Consider the following 17,054-nt stretch of genomic DNA (forward strand, 5'->3'; position numbering starts at 1 on the left):
CTTTAGGCCCTGAGGTTTAATCCAGGAACCAGCGCTCCGGAGGAAGAGCTTTGTTGAGGAATTCATTCAAATCGGCCGCTGCCATCGCGGCTCTTGTCGTTGCTTCTGGTCTTTCCGCAAACGCCGCCCAGCTATCCGGCGACGCGCGCGCCGCCATTCCTCGCGATGTGCAGCAGCTCGTCGTAATCGACTACCGCCAGATGCAGAATTCGCCCACGGCCATGCAGCTTCGCGACCGCGTCATGCCTCCCGATCTGCGCCAGTTCGATGAAGCGCTGCGCCGCTCCGGCCTCAATGAGAATCACGACGTCGATCAGCTCGCCTTCGCGCTCTTCCGCCCCAACCAGGCGCAGGAAGATGTGACCACCGTTGGCATCGCGCAGGGCCAGTTCCCGATCGACGACATCATGGCCAAGTTCAAGAAGGGCGCAGTCAAGCCCAAGCTCATCCGCACCAACAAGGTCTACCCCATGGGTAAGACCGGCTTCGTGCTCTGCTTCGTTGATCAGTCCACTATGGTCTTCGGCCAGTCTGATGCGGTGAAGGCTTCGCTCGACGCCCGCGACGGCCAGGTCCAATCGCTGCTCAACAACTCCTCGCTCATGGACGCGATGAAGACCGTCGACTCCGAAGATCTCTGGAGCGTACTCGACGCCAAGGGCACCCAGAACATGATGAAGCAGGTCCTCGGCGAGGCCGGATCGATGGCCGATTACGAGTCCGTGCGCAAGCGCCTCCAGACCTCCTACTACTCCATGAACTTCCAGCACGGCGTGAAGTTCGACCTCACCATCCAGACCGGCGACGCCTTCGCCGCTGCTACCGTCTCTTCGCTCCTCAATGCCGCGGTGGTCTACCGCCGCATGACCGGCGATGAAACTGAAAAGACGGCCATGTCCGGCACCGATGTCACCTCCAGCTCCGGCAAGCTAGCCATCCACTTCGCCGCCAGCGACAACGACTTCGCCAGCCTCCTAAAATCCCAGCTCTTCCAAAGCATGGTCCGATAAGGGCAGGGAACAGGCAATAAGGAACAGAAAGACAACGGCTGCATCGATCGTCGATGCAGCCGTTGCTGCTTTTTGCCTTTGCTTTTCTTTCTGTCATTCCCGTAAGGGAATCTGCTGTTCCCGCGTCCCGCAGAATGCGTAGCTTTAGCATCCCTCAACACGGTCCAGAACGTGAAGTGGATAAATCTGTCCCTTCAACTCCCGACCCTCAAGCCAGCGGCAGTACACCTCATCGTCCAACATCTCGAAGACCACCATGACTCGGCCACCAGATCGCAACCTTGCGCAGTCTCCCCGCTTGAGTTCGTGGGCCACCCGGGAACTTCTCCTATTCAGCATTCTGCAGAGACATGCCCACGAAATCTGTGATCAAGCTCACCTGCCGGAAAACCCCTCTGCTATTTCCCGCGCTTCAGCAACACCCTCACGATCGGCATCAACGTACCCGCCAAAATCTCCGACCCCTTCGCCGTAGGATGAATCCCATCCGCCTGGATCGTCCCCTGCTGCTTGATCACATCCTTGTAAAGCATCGGCACAAACGCCGTGTGATGCTTCGCCGCCAGCTCTTTGAAAATCCCCTCGAACGTGCGTATGTAGTCCGCGCCGTAATTCGGCGGCAGCGTAATCCCCGCCAGCAGCACCTTCACATGCGCGGCTTCGAGCTGCGTCAGCACCGCATCCAGATTCTTCCGCGTCACATCCAGCGGCAGCCCGCGCAGCCCGTCGTTCCCGCCGAACTCCACAATCACCACCTGCGGCTTCAGCCTCAGCACCGCGGGAACGCTCGCCACCGCATCCTTGGTCGTCGCCCCGCTAGTCCCTTCGTTCACCACCTTGTAGTGGTACCCCGCCGCATCCAGCTTGCGCTGCAAGGCCGCCGGATAAGCCTCATTCGGCTGCAACCCATAGCCTGCTGTGATGCTGTCGCCAAAGCACACCAGCACCGGCCGCTCGGCCGCCCTTGCCGGAAATGCCACAATCAGAACCAGGAATGAAACGAGAACACGCCGAAATACGTCCACAGGGATAGGGTACAGGGTTCAGGGCTCATGGTTCAGGCATCAGAAAACCTCAACCCGGAACCACCAGCCCCGCAGCACGTAATACCAACTGGGAACTACGAACTGAGAACTGCGAACTGAGGGAACCTCTTGATCGAAGTCCGCGATGCAAAGAAATGGATCCAGAACGGCTCCCGCCGTGTCGACATCCTCAAAGGAATTTCCCTCACCATCCCCGCCGGCCAGTTCGTAGCCATCGTCGGCGCCAGCGGCAGCGGCAAGAGCACCCTCCTCGGCCTGCTCGCCGGACTCGACTCCCCCAGCTCCGGCGAAATCTGGCTCGACGGCGTGCCCATCCACAACCTCGCCGAAGCCCAGCTCGCCTCCGTCCGCGGCCGCAAAATCGGATTCGTCTTCCAGTCCTACCAGCTCATCCAGACCCTTACCGCCCTCGAAAATGTCCTGCTCCCCCACGAGCTCAACGCCGAGGGCGGCGGCCTTCCCAAGGCTCGCGAGCTGCTCACCTCAGTCGGCCTCGCCGAGCGCATGGACCACTACCCCATCCAGCTCTCCGGCGGCGAGCAGCAGCGCGTCGCCATCGCCCGCGCCTTCGTCGTCGAGCCCCCCATCATCATGGCCGACGAGCCCACCGGCAACCTCGACACCTCCAACGGCCGCATGATCCTCGACCTCCTCCTCGAGCACAACAAGCGCGCCGGAACCACCCTCGTCCTCGTCACCCACGATCCCGGAGTCGCCGCCTCCGCCGACCGCCAGATCCACCTCCGTGACGGCCTCATCGTCGAAGACACTCTCCCCTTCGCATCCGATCCGGCCGCCGAGCAGGTCCACCATGGCTAGCCCAGCCATCCCGACAGCCCCGAAACGCGCCCTGACTTGGAGGCGCGCCACAGCCATCGCCCTCCGCGACCTCAAGTCCGCCCCCGGCAAATTCGGATTCGTCGTCCTCTCCGTCGCTATTGGTGTCGCCGCCCTCGTCGGAGTCCGCGGATTCGCCGAGAGCTTCCGCCGCACCCTCGGCTTTGAAGCCCGCTCCCTGATGGCCGGCGACCTCAGCGCCCGCATCTTCGGCCTCCCCACCCCAGCCGAAAACACTAGGATCCAGGCCGTAGAAAAAGGCCTTCCCGGCACCCGCTCCACTTGGGTCACTGAGACCCTCTCCATGGCTTCGGTTGCCCCCGACCCTGTCCCGCTGCTCGTTACTTTGAAAGCTGTCGATCCAACAGCTTACCCGTTCTATGGTGAAGCAAAACTTCAACCTTCCATGACCCTCCAGCAGGCCCTCGCCGGAGACTCCGCCGTCGTCGCCGACGAGTTCCTCGTCCGCCTCAACGCCCACGTCGGCCAGAGCCTCCGCCTCGGCGACAAAACCTACCGCATCGCCGCCGTCCTCCAGCAGGAGCCCGACCGCATCAGTGCCGGAGCGGGCATGGGCCCCCGCGTCATGATCTCCCGCGCCAGCCTCGACGCCTCCGGACTCATCGCCCCCGGCAGCCGCGCCTCCGCCCGCCTGCTCCTCAAGCTCCCTGACCCCCTCCCCAAGGGCGTCACCCCCCTCAGCGTCCGCCACGACCTTGAAGCCGCCATGCCCGACGCCCAGGTCATGGACTACCGCGAGGGCAATCCAGCCATCACTGACGGCCTCGACCGCGCTACCGCCATCCTCTCCCTCATCTGTCTCGTCGCCATGGTCCTCGGAGCCATCGGCGTCGCCATGGCGATGCACGCCCACCTTGAGCAGCGTATGGACATGCTCGCCATCCTCAAAGCCATTGGCGCGGGCTCGGCCGACCTCCTCCGCATATTCCTCATCCAGACCCTCGGCCTCGGCCTCGCCGGAGGCCTCCTCGGAGTCGCTGCCGGAATCGGCGTCATGAAGCTCCTTCCCGCTGTCTTCGGAAAACTCCTGCCGGTCCATACCGTCCTTGAAGTCCCGTGGCACAGCATCGCCGCCGGTCTCGGCACCGGCCTCCTCACCACGCTCCTCTTCTGCCTGCCGCCCCTGCTCGATGTCCGCGCCGTCCGCCCCGTCCTCGTCCTACGCCGTTTAGTCGAGCAAGGCCCCGAAGGCATCGGCGGATGGGTCGCGAAACTCCGCGCCCGCTGGCTCCAGCTCGCCATCGCGCTCGTCGTGCTCGCCGCTCTCGTCGGAATCGCCTGGGCCCTATCTGACTCCGCCACTGTCGGCTTCTGGTTCGCCGCCGGTCTCACCGGCGCCCTCGCCGTCCTCCTCGTTCTCGCCTTCCTCCTCCTCCGGTTCCTCCGCTGGATCCTCAACCGCGTCCGCCTTCACCTGCCGTCCTCCCTCCGCCACGGACTCGCCAACCTCTACCGCCCCGGCAACCAGTCCGCCGCGGTCCTGGCCTCCCTCGGCACCGGCGTCATGCTCATCCTCTCCGTCTATCTCATGCAGTCGTCGCTGCTCCGCGAGATCAAGGAGACCGCCTCGCCCAAGCTCCCCAACATGTTCCTCATCGACATCACCAGCGACGAGGCCCCCGGACTCCGCGACTTCCTCGCCCACCAGCACGGCGTCACTGAACCGGTCGACCTCATGCCCATCGTCCGCGGCGAATTCGTCTCCATCCACGGCAAGCCACTCGACCAGTTCAAGGGCCAGCACGTCCCCCTCCGCTCCCTTCAGAACTCCGAACTCACCTGGTCCGACAAGCTTCCCGAAGGTCTCAAAGTGCTCAAAGGCGCATGGTTCACTGGCCCCGACGTCCAGCAGATCGCCGTAGCCGACTGGATCGCCGACCGCCTCCACCTCGCCATCGGCTCCAGCATGGAACTCGACACCGCCGCCAACGGCCGGCACAAGCTCACCGTGTCCACCATTTACAAAGGCGACGGTCAGCACACCTCCAGCCGCGAATCCTTTGTCCTGCCCTCCGGAGCCCTCAAAGGTGAAGTCGCCACCTGGTACGGCGGCGTCCACGCCCAGGCCGCCCAGATTCCCGCCATTGAGCGCGCCCTCTTCCAGGCCTATCCCACCGTTACCGTCATCAATATTGCTGACATCCTCACCCGCATTGAGACCGTCGTCGACCAGATCACCTTCGTCATCCACTTCCTCGCCGGCTTCTCCATCTTTGCGGGACTCACCATCCTTGCCTCCTCGATCGCCAGCACGCGCTTCCGCCGTATGCGCGAGGCAGTCGTGCTCAAAACCCTCGGCGCAACTCGCATGCGCATCGTCCGCACCTTCAGCGTGGAGTTCAGTGTCCTCGGCCTGCTCGCCGGCATGGTGGGAGTCGTCTTCGCCAATCTGCTCACCCGCGTCCTGCTCCACCGCATGCAGGTCGGCTATCACATCAACTGGCCTGGCGCCGCCGTCGCCCTCATAGGCACCGCCATCCTCGCCACCGGCACCGGCTGGATCGCCAGCTACCGCATCCTCGGCCTCCGTCCCCTCGAAGTCCTCCGCGAAGAATAGACCTCCACAAATTTGTCATTGTGAGCGTTTGTCATTGTGATGCGCACAGAAGAACTTGCTTCTCGAGGGCGCCCCCGACCTCGATTGGGACCGGGCAAAGCACGAACTTTCGTCACCATCCTCGCAACTTTTCCCGGCCGCCCGGGTTGGAGACTAGAATGCCAACTCTGCCCGTCCGGACATCAAAGACGAACCCCAGATACGAGCACGGAAGGGCACCGTGGGCAGTGCAAACCTGAACCCTGAGGCAGCCTTCGTCCGCTCGCAAGCATCTTATAAACCAGAGGGTTCCATCCCAATGTCCGGTGCAGAGCGGTCAACCTCAGGCGGGTCAATTAGAATCGCCAAGTACTGAAGCCGGCTTGCATCAACTTGGTGCCTTCCAGCTTTCATTTCCCCAATGGTCCGATTAAAACCAATATCTGCTGGAGGTCAGCCGATGGCTGAGATGAGTCTTCCAAAGCGCATTCTCATCGTCGATGACGAAAAGAACATTGCCGACACGCTCGCCATGGTCTTCAAGATCAAGGGTCATGAATCCATGGCGGTCTACAGTGCTGAAACCGCCGTCGAAACCATCGAGGTCTTTGAGCCCGACGTGGTCCTGAGCGACGTCATGATGGGGAAAATGACCGGCGTCGACCTTGCCATCTACCTCTCCAAGGCTCGCCCCGACTGCAAGGTCCTTCTGTTCTCCGGCCAGGCAGCCACCGCCGACCTGCTCCGCGAAGCCAGCCGCAAAGGACACGAGTTCCGCCTCCTCGCCAAGCCCATCCATCCCCAAAAGCTCCTCGACGACATCGGCAGCCTGTAATCCCCACTCGCCCCACGGCCGCGCTTCGGCTACTCCCCACCTTGCCCTCAAATTTCGGGTGCCCCATCCTTCGCGCGCGAAGGGTGGGAGACCACTGACCTTCCCCTGCCGCGCTTTTGCTCTTCTTTCTCTCATCCCCGCAGGCGATCTGCTGTTACGTGGCGCACTCCCATTTGACATTCCGCCCCATCGGCATCACCATCGAGCCATCGGGAGTTCGGCCATGCTGGACACATACGATGAAATCGCCTCCCAGATCCTCATCTCAGATGCTGAGCTGGCTCTGACTTTCGTCCACCTCGGCAATATTCATTCCGATGAGGAAAGCCGAAGGGCGTCGTTCTCGCGCGCATCCGAGGCGTATCACTCAATCGGCGAATCCATGTGCAGGATACGATTGAAGAAACACGATCTCGAGAAGCTGGGGCTGCTGCTCCAGGAACTCAGGCATAAACTCGATCGCGCCCGCTCCACCCAGTGAACCTCCGCTCACTCATCTGGCCGTCCTGCAAAGCTAACCCAGCAGCAACCCTGATTCGAAACGCCGAATCTATCCGAGGTGCGCGCACCAGGTTAGTTTTGGGGCTCACATACGAGAAAGAAACGCCACACCCGCACTTTAGATAAAGCGTCCAGAAAGCGCCGCTCCGGCGACTTTCAACCAACACCTGCTCGATCGCCCATCCGCGGCGAAGGAGTACAGTTTTCATGCCGACATTCCCTGGATTTGCATATCGTGCGCTGGCCGTGCCGGCGCTGGCCGCGTGCGCGCTGTTTCCTCTGCGCGCCCTGACGCAAACCTCGCCAACCTTTGCAGCCCACACCTTTTACAACGGTGAAGATATGGCAGTCCTGGCGCACGGTGATTTCAATAACGACGGGCGCGAGGACCTGATCGCCAGAGTCACTGACAACAGCAACGCCTATCTGTACTTGTCCAACAGCGACGGCACCTATAACGCTCCCATCCAGATGTCATCTCCCAACAACGTACCGTTTGCCGTGGGCGATTTTAACCACGACGGTAATCTTGACCTCGCGGTGGGAGATGCGACCGGACGGGGCGTTCACGTGTTGCAGGGCCATGGAGACGGAACGTTCACGGACGTCGCAGACCTGACGTCCGATCTCGGCGCGGGGAATCTCCTCGCGATCGACGTAAACCACGACAGTTGTACCGATCTCGTGGTGGTGGCCTCCAATAATGGAGCCACCAGCGTCCAGACATGGAAAAGCAACTGTAGCTCGACCGCGTCGTTCACCAAAGGGCAGTACCTCACCTCCAGCTCAGGCGTCATCGCGGCCTACGTCGCCGCGTCCGGAGACTTCGATGGCGATGGCAAGCCGGACCTGGCGCTCATCTACACCAGCAGCAGCAGCCCGGCCACCAGGGTGCAGGTCTGGTACGGTGACGGAGCCGGCAACTTCGCAAACCCCATTCAGGCCACCGATCCCAGGGCCGAATCAAATGCCCTGGGCAGTGTCGCGGACCTTGACGACAACGGCACAAGCGACCTGGTGATGACGCCGCGCGGCAGCTCGCCTGCGTATCCTTACTTCGTCGCGTTCAAGGGCAACACCAATCGCACACTCACTTTCCAGACCATCAATACGCCCAACGGTGATTGCACCCGCGGTGGCCTCCAGGTAGCTGACTTCAACGGCGACGGCCTGAACGACATTGCCTACACCACCATGTCCTGCAGCTCCACCACTTCAACCGCAAATGATGTCCGCGTACTGTCGGCAACGGGGAAGGGCGTGTTTGGCGCCGAGACCTCCATCTACTCCTCTGCTTATGGAGCAATTGATCTGAAGGCGGTGAAGTCGACCCAGGGCACCAGGCCCGATCTTGTGGGGACAGAGTATGCGTCGCAGAACGCGTCTTCCTATCCTCCCGTGAACCTTTACCTGCTCGAAAACAACACCAGTGGTGGGTTCCCGGGCTGCGGCACAACCAAGCAGGCCGAAGGCATCCGCGTGTGCTCGCCCAGCACTGCCAGCGCCAATTCCCCGGTGAAGTTCTCCATCAGTGCGGCAGGGCCGACGCCCATGCGCACCGTGGCTGTGTGGGCCGATGGCACAAAGTTGAAGGAACAGTTGACGCACGCCTTCTCGAACTACTCGTTCCTCGACCAGTCAATCTCGCTCGGTGCCGGCACGCACAACATCACAATCTATGGCACTGGCTGGGACAACACTCTCCAGAAGAAGAGCTTCTCGCTGACAGTCGGCACAAGCGGTTGCGCTGCGCCTTCGGGCTATGGCGTGAACGTGTGCAGCCCTGTGAACGGCTCGACAGTGCACTCGCCAGTACAGGTCACGGCCACGGCGCATATCCCCGGTACGCTCGCACGTATGGAGATCTGGGCCAACGGCGTCAAGAAATACACGGAGACGACCAGTACGAGCTTGAGTACCACCGTCAGCCTGACCGCGGGCACGTATCAGTTCGACATCTACGCGGTGAACACGGCGGGTGCCAAGTACGAAACAACGGTACGCGCCACCGTGCAGTGACATTCTGACCTGGGGCGAAGCCGAAGGAGAAGAACCCCCTCTTCTCCGCCCGTTCCCCCACAAACCCATGCGCCCCATCCTGTCGCCTTTTCTGACGACAGGGTGGGAAACCACGTTCCTCCGCATCCGGGAAATGAGCTCCAACGTGCAACGTCCGAATGAGGTCACCCCGCGAAAGACACCCCAGCCGTGCAATCGCCGCTTCACCCCGGTCCCGCGCTCACCACAGGAGATCCCACCTAATTTCCCCATTACCCTCTCGGGGCACGAAGGCACCCCAAGCGCAGTCGGCCGCACCGCAGGTGCCCTCAGAAATTGAACAGCGCGAACGGATGCTCCTCGCCCTTTTCCCTCAGGATGCTCAGCGCTACGTTGCACACCCGCACCCCCCCCTTCGACTCGGCCGAGAAGGTCCCATGATGCGCATGCCCATGCACTGCCAGCGCCGGCTTGTGCTTGTCGATCGCCCTCTGCAGCCGAGAGCTTCCCAGGAAGGGAAAGATCGGCTCCGGCTCGCCCACCACTGTCTCCTTAATGGGCGCATAGTGCATGATCGCGATCTTCACCGGCGTCTTCAGTTGCTCCAGCCCGTAGTCGAGCTTCACCGCCTCGCGCTCCGCAATCTCCACAAAGTTCTTGATCCCGAATTCGCCAAACGGCATCAGCTCATACGGCGAAAAGCCACCCGCAAACCCCTTCGTCCCCGCGAACCCCACTCCATCCACTTCGAAGCAGTGCCCGTCCAGCAGGTGCACACCGGCGACGCGCAGCATGCCTGCCAGCTCATCCTGGTAGCCGCTCTCGTGATCGTGATTGCCCAGGACAGCAATGATGGGAACCTGCACGCACTCCAGCACCGCGAGCACCGCGCGCATCTCTTCCGGCAATCCATGATTGGTGAAGTCTCCGGCAACCACCAGCGCATCGGCCAGATCGTTCACCTTCGAGAATGCCGCGACATTCTTCTCGTGATCCTCAGCCTTCAAATGGATATCGGCTACGGCTGCAAGCCTCATTCCTCGCTCCCGACCGAATTTTCGACGCGCAACGGGCAAGGGTGGTTGTCGCAGTACTCCTGGTAGAGATTGCGCTCACCCCACTCATTCACGTCGATGGCAAACATGCGCGGATCCACCAGCGATCCGCGGAAAGGCGCGCTCTTGTCCGGCTGCCGCAGCTGCTCACCGAAGCGCTGCGTCAGCTCGCGCCACACCGGCTCCGGCACCACGTCCGTATGCGCGGGATACACATATGCGTACAGAATCAGCGACCAGTACAGCAGCTCCCAGTGATCGCCCATCAGGTCGAACACGCGCCGCCAGTCGAGCCGCCGTCCGCACGCCTTAATCAGATGCACAATGTCCGCGCCGTCAAACCGCTCGCGAAACGCTACGAAGCACTTCGATGCGATGCACTCCTCCGGGCCCAGCACGCAGCAGGGAACTCCCAGCACGATCTCGTGCAGCCCGCGGTCAATCCATGTGCGGTCGATGACGAGGCTCGCGTTCCCAACGCCCGTGATGAGATCGACAAAGCAGTCGCCTCGCTTCGCCTTCGCCAGCCACACCGGATCTTCCACGCTGGTCGCGAATCCGGCCATCTCGAGCCGCCTGAACGCTGCTGGAATGTCACAAGGTGCCAGAAAGAAATCGATGTCTTTCGTCGTCCGCCAAATGCCGGTGTGCCGATGAATCGCGAACGCCCCGCCCACGACAAAAGGAACAGGCGGCCCGTCCTCCGGATGGCTGGCAAGAAGCGCCTTTAACGCCTCCCGGTAACACTCCTCTGCTTCCGCTGTCCACGCTGGTTCTTCCGAGGAGGTTAAAGGAAGCCGCGGGTCCCAATGCGCCATGGAAATGTTTGACGCACGAAACGCCTTCCGCAGCCGCTTCACTGCTGAAACGCTTCAAGTTCTTCGCATCAGGGAGCACTCCAGCGTCGCGTGTCTCGAACACCAAATACGAAAGGGAAGCACCCGGTTTGATCGTTTGACCTCAGCCGCGCAGCCCACGTATGATGAACAAGTTGGCTGCGGTTACCGGCGCCTGCCGGGAATGTGTGCCAACGTGGCACCCCGCCAGAACAACGGCGCTTGTTGCCCCCTCGTTCAATGGTAGGACAGCTGACTCTGGATCAGCATATCGGGGTTCGAATCCCTGGGGGGCAGCCATTGTAGAATCAATCACTTACCGCTCCGTAAAACCTCCCAAAAAAACGAACATTGCAAGTACTGCTAAGTCCTTTAAAGGCGCATATGGGCGCACCAGGTCTTGATTCCACATTTGGCAGCCGTTCGCCCGAGCTTATTGGCGGGCGCGTTAATAATGTGCCGATTTAGGCGTAGGGTTGGCATTCATGGTTTGGCCGCTCTGACGGCTTGAGGAGGTTGTTGCGGCCATCCTCCTGCAAGTGATTTGTAGAGGCTGACTGCCGCGCTGGCGCTCTCAAGATGGCTCGTCGCATATGCATCTTCGGCCTCAAGCTCGACACGTTCCGCATCCAGCATATCGAGAAGCCCCGTCGCACCTTCCCGGTACCGGACATTGGCGAGGTCGGCCGCGCGCTTGCTGTCCGCGGCGGCTTGACGCAATTGATCATCCTGCTCACGCGAGCGTGCATATCTCACCAGCGCGTCCTCAATATCCTGCAGTGCAAGCAGAATCGTCTGCTGATATTGGGCAAGCTGAGCGTCCCCATCGGCACGGCTCGCCGCGATCCTGGCACGCACCCTGCCTCGATCGAGGAACGACCAGTCAATGTTGAGTGCAGCCAGGTTGACAGGGCTCACTCCATCGAAGGTTGAGTCGGAATGATATTGAAACATTCCCAACAGTCCGGCAAAGTTCACCCGGGGAAACAGATCCGCCGTTTGTACGCCGATCTGCTCGGTTGCCGCATGAAGGCGCTGCTCCGATGCACTGACATCTGGACGGCGTCGAACAACATCGGCCGGTGTGCCGGGATCTATCTTCTCCGGCAGGTCAGGCAGAGCCTTTTGCTGATCGAGCTCGGCGACGAGCGCACCCGGCAACTGACCGCATAGAACGGCCAGCCGATGCTCATCGAGCGCGATTGCCGACTGGAGAGCCGGAATACGCGAGGTCGTGCTCTCATAGAGCGCACGCACTCTGGCCAGATCGAATTGTGTCCCACGTCCGGCCGAGTAGGTCGCTTCGACAAGCTTTACGGTGCGGCCTTCATTTTCTACATTCTGTCGTGCTACGCGAAGCCGCTCCTGCTGTCCGCGCAGATCGATGTAGGTCTGGGCGACCTCGCCTGCGATCGCCACTTGCATCGCAGCCAGATCGCTTCCGCTGGCCAGGAGCTGCTGCCGCTGCGACTCGACGTTGTGACGAATTCGCCCGAAAAAATCGAGTTCCCAACTAGCATTGACGGTTGAGTTCGAGTACCGGCCGTTCCTCGGAAAGCCAAACGCCTGGCTGGCCGCCAGCTTCTGACGCCCGACTTCTTCGCTCGCCGTTACCGTCGGATAGCGATCGAACTTGCTCAAGCGCCACAGAGCATTGGCCGCATCGTAATGGGCCAGAGCGCTCCGCAGATTGTTGTTTGATGCCAGAGCCCGTTCGACCAGAGCGGTCAGCTCTGGATCGTGAAAGCTATGCCAGAATTGCGTATCGGCCGCTTCGGGCTGCGGAGACGAACTCACCGGGCCCGATGCAACGGGTGCCGTAAACTGAGCCGGCAGGTTCGTATCGGGCCGTTTGTAGTGCGGCCCAACAGAGCAAGCCATGCAACTCAACAGCACGATGGATGCAAGCAATGCATTAAGCGACCGCATCGAGTTCTTCTCCTTCTTCTTCTACTTCGCGAAGCTTGGCCGCTCCGCTCCACTTACGAAGGGCGACATAGAATACCGGCGTCAGGAACAGACCAAAGAGGGTCACGCCGAGCATTCCCGAAAACACCGTAATGCCTGTCGCCTTTCGCACCTCACTGCCCGCTCCGTGGCCCAGAAGCAGCGGCACCGAGCCGGCGATGAAGGCGATGGACGTCATGATGATGGGCCTCAGTCGCAAGCGGCAGGCCTCAAGGGCCGCGTCAATTGTGCTTCTGCCTTGTAGTTCCAACTCCCGGGCGAACTCGACGATTAGGATTGCGTTCTTGCACGCGAGCCCCATCAGCACTACGAGTCCCACCTGAACGAAGATGTTGTTATCGCCGTCTGAGAGCCACACGCCGAACAGAGCCGCGAAGATGCAAACCGGAACGATAAGAATCACAGCGAGCGGCAGAGTCCAGCTCTCATAGAGCGAAGCGAGAACCAGGAATACGAGCAGGATTGCCAACGGGAACACAACCGCCGCGGCATGGCTCTGCGTCGTCTGCTGATAACTCAGGTCGGTCCACTCCAGCACCATGCCGGGGGGAAGAACCTTTTTCGCAATCTCGTTCAGCTTGTCGATCACCTGCCCCGACGACAGAATGCGCGGGTCCGAGTCGCCGATTACATCCGCGGCGGGATACCCGTTGTAGCGCATCACAGGGTCCGGTCCGTAGGCCTGTGTAATCGTGGCCACCGAGCCGATCGGCACCATCTCTCCGCTGCTGTTGCGGACACGGAGATTGGTGATGTCCTCAGGCCGCTGCCGGTACCGGCTGTCTGCTTGCACCATGACCCGGTAGACACGGCCAAAGGTGTTGAAGTCGTTGACATAGTCCGAGCCGAGGTAGGTTTGCAGCGTGCCGAAGACATCTGTCAGCGCGATACCCTGTGCTTTTGCCTTTTCGCGGTCGACGTTCACCTCAAGCTGCGGAATATTCGATTGGTACGATGAGATGGGAAACGTCATGCCTGGCGTTTGCGCTACCGTTGCCTGGAATGCGGAGAGCGCCTTTTGCAGTGCACCATAGCCGAGGCCGGCTCGATCTTCAATGTAGAGCGAGTAGCCGGAGCCATTGCCTAGGCCCTGAATGGGCGGCGGCATGAGAGCAAAGGTGATGGCGCCGGGTATCTTCGAATACTTCTGATTGATCTCCTTGACGATTTGCGCGGCGGACTCATGCCGCTCCTCGAAGCCCTTCAAGCGGATGTACGAGGTCGCGAGGTTCGGAGTGTTGGTGACCTGCAGCGCGTTGTAACCCGACATTGCGGGCAGCATCTCGACCCCGTCCACCTCGTGCGCTGTTTGCACCATCTCCCTCAACACGGCATCGGTACGGGCCAGCGACGCTCCTTCTGGCAACTTTGCGCCGCCAAAGAGGTAGAGCTTGTCCTGCGTTGGAATAAAGCCGCCGGGCACATGGTTGAACAGAACATAGATCGATCCGAGCAGCACCGCGTAGGCGAGAAACACGACGCCGCGCATGCGAAAGCTGCGTCCAACTGCTCCCTGATAAGCCTCGGAGCCGCGCTGAAAGAAGCGATTGAAAGGCCGGAAGAACCAGCCCAGAGTGAATTCGATGACTCGCGCCAGGCGGTCTTTGGGCGCGCCGCGCTCGCGAAGCAGCTTCGCAGCCAGAGCCGGAGACAACGTCAACGAGTTGATGGCGGAGATGACTGTAGAGATCGCAATGGTCACCGCAAACTGTTTGTAGAACTGGCCCGTGATTCCCGTGAGAAAGGCCATGGGCACAAAGACCGCGCACAGCACGAGTGCGATTGCAACGATCGGACCGGAAACCTCCTTCATGGCATGATGCGCCGCGTCGCGTGGACTAAGGCCGTGCTCGATAAAGCGCTCGACGTTCTCGACGACAACGATGGCGTCATCCACAACGATGCCGATTGCCAGAACCAGGCCGAACAACGTGAGCGTATTGATGGAGTAGCCCAATAGATAGAGCCACGCAAACGTGCCGACAATCGATACGGGCACCGACACAAGCGGAATAACCGAGGCGCGCCACGTCTGGAGAAAGACAATGACAACAATTACGACCAGGATCACAGCTTCGATCAGCGTATGCTCGACTGCGGAAACCGACTCCCGCACGAAGACAGTCGGGTCCCAGACAATGCGATACGTCATGCCCTGTGGAAACGCTTTGGACAACTCGGCGAGTCTTGCATACACATCCTTCGCCACTCCAAGCGCATTGGCGCCAGGAGAGAGAAAGATTCCGATGAATGCCGATTCGCGCGTGTCGATATAGGTGTGCAGCGTGTAGTCGCTCGAGCCAAGCGAGACTCGCGCCACATCGGAGAGGTGAACGACCTGGCCGTCCGGACCCGATTTCAGGACGATGTTGGCAAACTCCTGCTCAGTGGTCAGGCGTCCACGTACGTTGATCGAAGTCAGAAAATCCGGCTTGTTCGGAGAGGGTTCGGCACCAAGCTGTCCCGCGGACACCTCGACGTTCTGTTCGCGGATCGCGCGGATAACATCGTCTGAAGTCATCCCGCGAGAAGCGAGACGATTCGGATCGAGCCAGATGCGCATGGCGTAGTCGCCGGAACCGAGCAACTGCACGTCGCCAATTCCGGTCAGCCTGGAGAGCTCGTCTTTGACGTGGAGCAGGCCGTAATTGCGCAGATAGAGCGAATCGACCTTTCCGTCTTTCGACTCCAGCGCAACATACATCAGGGGTGTCGGCGATTGCTTCTGCGTGGTGACGCCAAACTGCCGCACTTCGTCCGGAAGACGCGACAGAGCCTGGCTGACGCGGTTCTGCACGCGCACCGCGGCCGTATCCGGGTCCACGCCGGGCCGGAAGGTTACGATGACCTGAAGGCTGCCATCCGAACCGGCGACGGACTTCATGTACATGATTCCCTCGACGCCGTTGATGGCCTCTTCAAGCGGCTCAGCTACGGTTTCAGCAATCGCTTTTGGATTGGCGCCGGGGTAGTTGGTGTGAACGACGACGCTTGGAGGTACTACTTCCGGATACTCGCCCGAGGGAAGAATGGGGATAGCGATCAAGCCAAGGCAGAAGATGATGATCGACAGAACAATGGCGAAGATCGGGCGATCGATAAAGAACTTGGAAAAATCCATGGCCGTGGCCTCCTTATTTCGTCTCTGCAGCGGCCAGAGTGTCTGCTACGTGGAGCGAGGCGTCCATCGTGGTCGCCTTTGGCGAAACCGGAGCGCCGGGGAAGTAAATCGTCTGTAGCCCGCCCACAATCACTCGATCCTGAGGCGACAGTCCGGACTTGACGATGCGAAGGCCATCGACCATGCCACCGAGCGCAATATCCTTGCGCTGTGCGGTGTCGCCTGGGCCAACGACATAGACATATTTGCGGTCCTGGTCGGTTAGTACTGCTTTGTCATCGATCAGCACGGCCTGCTGCAACGCAGCGCTCTGCAGTTGCACGCGCGCAAACAAGCCCGGCGTCAACGAATGATCCGGATTAGGAAGAACAACACGCGCCCGAATCGTTCCGGTAGAAGGATTGAGTGCGTTATCGACAAAGTCGATGTGTCCTGTGTGCGGAAAGCCATTTTCGTCTGCGAGAGCGACCCGCACCGGATTGTCCGAGCCAACCGCGGCGCCGTGGCGCCGGCCCTGTTGGAAACGCAAATAGCTTTGCTCATCGCAATCGAAATAGACGTAAACAGGGTCGATGCTAACGACAGTTGTAAGAATGGTCTGGTCTGCCTGGGCAAGATTTCCGGGCGTGAGTTGTGTGCGGCTTATCCGGCCGTCGATCGGAGAGCGGACTTCGGTGTAGGAAAGATTGAGCTCGGCCGATGCCAGGGCAGCCTCGGCCGCCTTGACACGGGCACCACTCTGGAGCAGATCGGAACCGCGATTCTGCAGCTCTTCCTGCGAGACCGCGTCGGACTTCTTGAGTCTCTCCGCACGGTCCGTCTGGATCTTCGCAAAATCCGCCGCAGCCCGTTGGCGGTCAAGCTCAGCCTTCGCGCTGTCAACGGCGTCCTTGTAGGGGCGCGGATCGATGACATACAGCAGATCACCGCGGTGCACCATCTGTCCTTCGCGGAATGCAATGCGGTCGATGTAGCCGCTTACCCTTGGCCGGATAGCAACATCGTCCGTTGCCCAAACGCGGCCGTTGAACTCGTCGGAGACGCGAACTTGTTTCACCACAACCGGGGCGGCGCTCACTTGAGCGGGGGCGGAAGGTTTGGCCTCCACGGCGGTGTGCTTGCAGCCCGCCACTGCGACCAAGGTCGACAAGCCAAGCACCAGCAGTCCCAGGTTGGCCGGCGTCAATCCTCGTTTGTGATCTATGTGCATTGGACCTCTCCATTTTTAGAACGAACGTTCCTAATCGATGTCTGGAGAGTCGACAGGATGCGATTTTTTCTGTAACGTAC

Annotated in this window: 12 protein-coding genes and 1 tRNA gene; 7 read left to right on the forward strand and 6 right to left on the reverse strand. The window is 60.6% G+C overall.

Going from position 1 to position 17,054, the window contains the following annotated elements:
- Positions 1-50: 50 nt before the first annotated feature.
- A complete protein-coding gene (locus MOP44_RS19695; protein ID WP_260791992.1) occupies positions 51-1,010 on the forward strand; it encodes a hypothetical protein in 960 nt (319 codons plus the stop codon).
- 398 nt (positions 1,011-1,408) lie between these two features.
- On the opposite strand, the gene MOP44_RS19700 is transcribed toward MOP44_RS19695, so the two are convergent.
- Positions 1,409-2,035 carry an arylesterase gene (locus MOP44_RS19700; protein WP_260791993.1) on the reverse strand — a complete coding sequence of 209 codons (627 nt, stop codon included), beginning with the start codon at positions 2,033-2,035 and terminating at the stop codon, positions 1,409-1,411.
- A gap of 129 nt (positions 2,036-2,164) precedes the next feature.
- On the opposite strand from MOP44_RS19700, the gene MOP44_RS19705 reads away from it, so the two are divergent.
- The 5 genes from MOP44_RS19705 (at position 2,165) to MOP44_RS19725 (ending at position 8,805) form a co-directional block, all read left to right on the forward strand.
- Complete coding sequence (locus tag MOP44_RS19705; protein ID WP_260791994.1) at positions 2,165-2,875, forward strand: ABC transporter ATP-binding protein; 711 nt, start codon at positions 2,165-2,167, stop codon at positions 2,873-2,875.
- Positions 2,868-5,471 carry an ABC transporter permease gene (locus tag MOP44_RS19710; protein WP_260791996.1) on the forward strand — a complete coding sequence of 868 codons (2,604 nt, stop codon included), beginning with the start codon at positions 2,868-2,870 and terminating at the stop codon, positions 5,469-5,471. The genes MOP44_RS19705 and MOP44_RS19710 overlap by 8 nt, the downstream gene beginning before the upstream one ends.
- Before the next feature lie 439 nt (positions 5,472-5,910).
- Positions 5,911-6,285 carry a response regulator gene (locus MOP44_RS19715; protein WP_260791998.1) on the forward strand — a complete coding sequence of 125 codons (375 nt, stop codon included), beginning with the start codon at positions 5,911-5,913 and terminating at the stop codon, positions 6,283-6,285.
- 223 nt (positions 6,286-6,508) lie between these two features.
- Positions 6,509-6,766: a hypothetical protein gene (locus tag MOP44_RS19720; protein ID WP_260791999.1), complete on the forward strand. Its 258-nt coding sequence runs from the start codon at positions 6,509-6,511 to the stop codon at positions 6,764-6,766.
- Positions 6,767-6,993: 227 nt separating this feature from the next.
- On the forward strand, positions 6,994-8,805 hold the full coding sequence (locus tag MOP44_RS19725) for an FG-GAP repeat domain-containing protein (protein WP_260792000.1): 1,812 nt from the start codon (positions 6,994-6,996) through the stop codon (positions 8,803-8,805).
- A 308-nt stretch (positions 8,806-9,113) separates the two neighbouring features.
- Here MOP44_RS19725 and MOP44_RS19730 read toward each other — a convergent pair whose 3' ends face one another.
- Together MOP44_RS19730 and MOP44_RS19735 are read right to left on the reverse strand one after the other, a co-directional pair.
- Complete coding sequence (locus tag MOP44_RS19730) at positions 9,114-9,821, reverse strand: metallophosphoesterase family protein (protein WP_260792002.1); 708 nt, start codon at positions 9,819-9,821, stop codon at positions 9,114-9,116.
- Positions 9,818-10,405 carry a hypothetical protein gene (locus MOP44_RS19735; RefSeq protein WP_260792003.1) on the reverse strand — a complete coding sequence of 196 codons (588 nt, stop codon included), beginning with the start codon at positions 10,403-10,405 and terminating at the stop codon, positions 9,818-9,820. Before MOP44_RS19735 ends, MOP44_RS19730 begins: the two co-directional genes overlap by 4 nt.
- A 496-nt stretch (positions 10,406-10,901) precedes the next feature.
- On the opposite strand from MOP44_RS19735, the gene MOP44_RS19740 reads away from it, so the two are divergent.
- Positions 10,902-10,975: transfer RNA gene (locus MOP44_RS19740), tRNA-Gln, on the forward strand.
- Between the two features lie 183 nt (positions 10,976-11,158).
- Here MOP44_RS19740 and MOP44_RS19745 read toward each other — a convergent pair.
- From MOP44_RS19745 to MOP44_RS19755, 3 genes are read right to left on the reverse strand one after another with little or no spacing between them, the layout of a single operon-like run.
- On the reverse strand, positions 11,159-12,604 hold the full coding sequence (locus tag MOP44_RS19745) for an efflux transporter outer membrane subunit (protein WP_260792004.1): 1,446 nt from the start codon (positions 12,602-12,604) through the stop codon (positions 11,159-11,161).
- Complete coding sequence (locus tag MOP44_RS19750; protein WP_260792006.1) at positions 12,591-15,764, reverse strand: efflux RND transporter permease subunit; 3,174 nt, start codon at positions 15,762-15,764, stop codon at positions 12,591-12,593. Before MOP44_RS19750 ends, MOP44_RS19745 begins: the two co-directional genes overlap by 14 nt.
- A gap of 13 nt (positions 15,765-15,777) precedes the next feature.
- Entirely contained in the window at positions 15,778-16,974 is a 1,197-nt protein-coding gene (locus MOP44_RS19755) for an efflux RND transporter periplasmic adaptor subunit (protein ID WP_260792007.1), read from the reverse strand.
- Positions 16,975-17,054: the final 80 nt, after the last annotated feature.

It is taken from the genome of Occallatibacter riparius (assembly GCF_025264625.1).
Lineage (GTDB): Bacteria > Acidobacteriota > Terriglobia > Terriglobales > Acidobacteriaceae > Telmatobacter > Telmatobacter riparius.

Bases quoted from the DNA above. Each gene is read 5' to 3' on its own strand.
- MOP44_RS19730 (WP_260792002.1), bottom strand. From the start codon at position 9,821: ATGAGGCTTGCAGCCGTAGCCGATATCCATTTGAAGGCTGAGGATCAC.
- MOP44_RS19720 (WP_260791999.1), top strand. From the start codon at position 6,509: ATGCTGGACACATACGATGAAATCGCCTCCCAGATCCTCATCTCAGAT.
- MOP44_RS19750 (WP_260792006.1), bottom strand. From the start codon at position 15,764: ATGGATTTTTCCAAGTTCTTTATCGATCGCCCGATCTTCGCCATTGTT.
- MOP44_RS19710 (WP_260791996.1), top strand. From the start codon at position 2,868: ATGGCTAGCCCAGCCATCCCGACAGCCCCGAAACGCGCCCTGACTTGG.
- MOP44_RS19725 (WP_260792000.1), top strand. From the start codon at position 6,994: ATGCCGACATTCCCTGGATTTGCATATCGTGCGCTGGCCGTGCCGGCG.
- MOP44_RS19755 (WP_260792007.1), bottom strand. From the start codon at position 16,974: ATGCACATAGATCACAAACGAGGATTGACGCCGGCCAACCTGGGACTG.
- MOP44_RS19715 (WP_260791998.1), top strand. From the start codon at position 5,911: ATGGCTGAGATGAGTCTTCCAAAGCGCATTCTCATCGTCGATGACGAA.
- MOP44_RS19745 (WP_260792004.1), bottom strand. From the start codon at position 12,604: ATGCGGTCGCTTAATGCATTGCTTGCATCCATCGTGCTGTTGAGTTGC.
- MOP44_RS19735 (WP_260792003.1), bottom strand. From the start codon at position 10,405: ATGGCCGGATTCGCGACCAGCGTGGAAGATCCGGTGTGGCTGGCGAAG.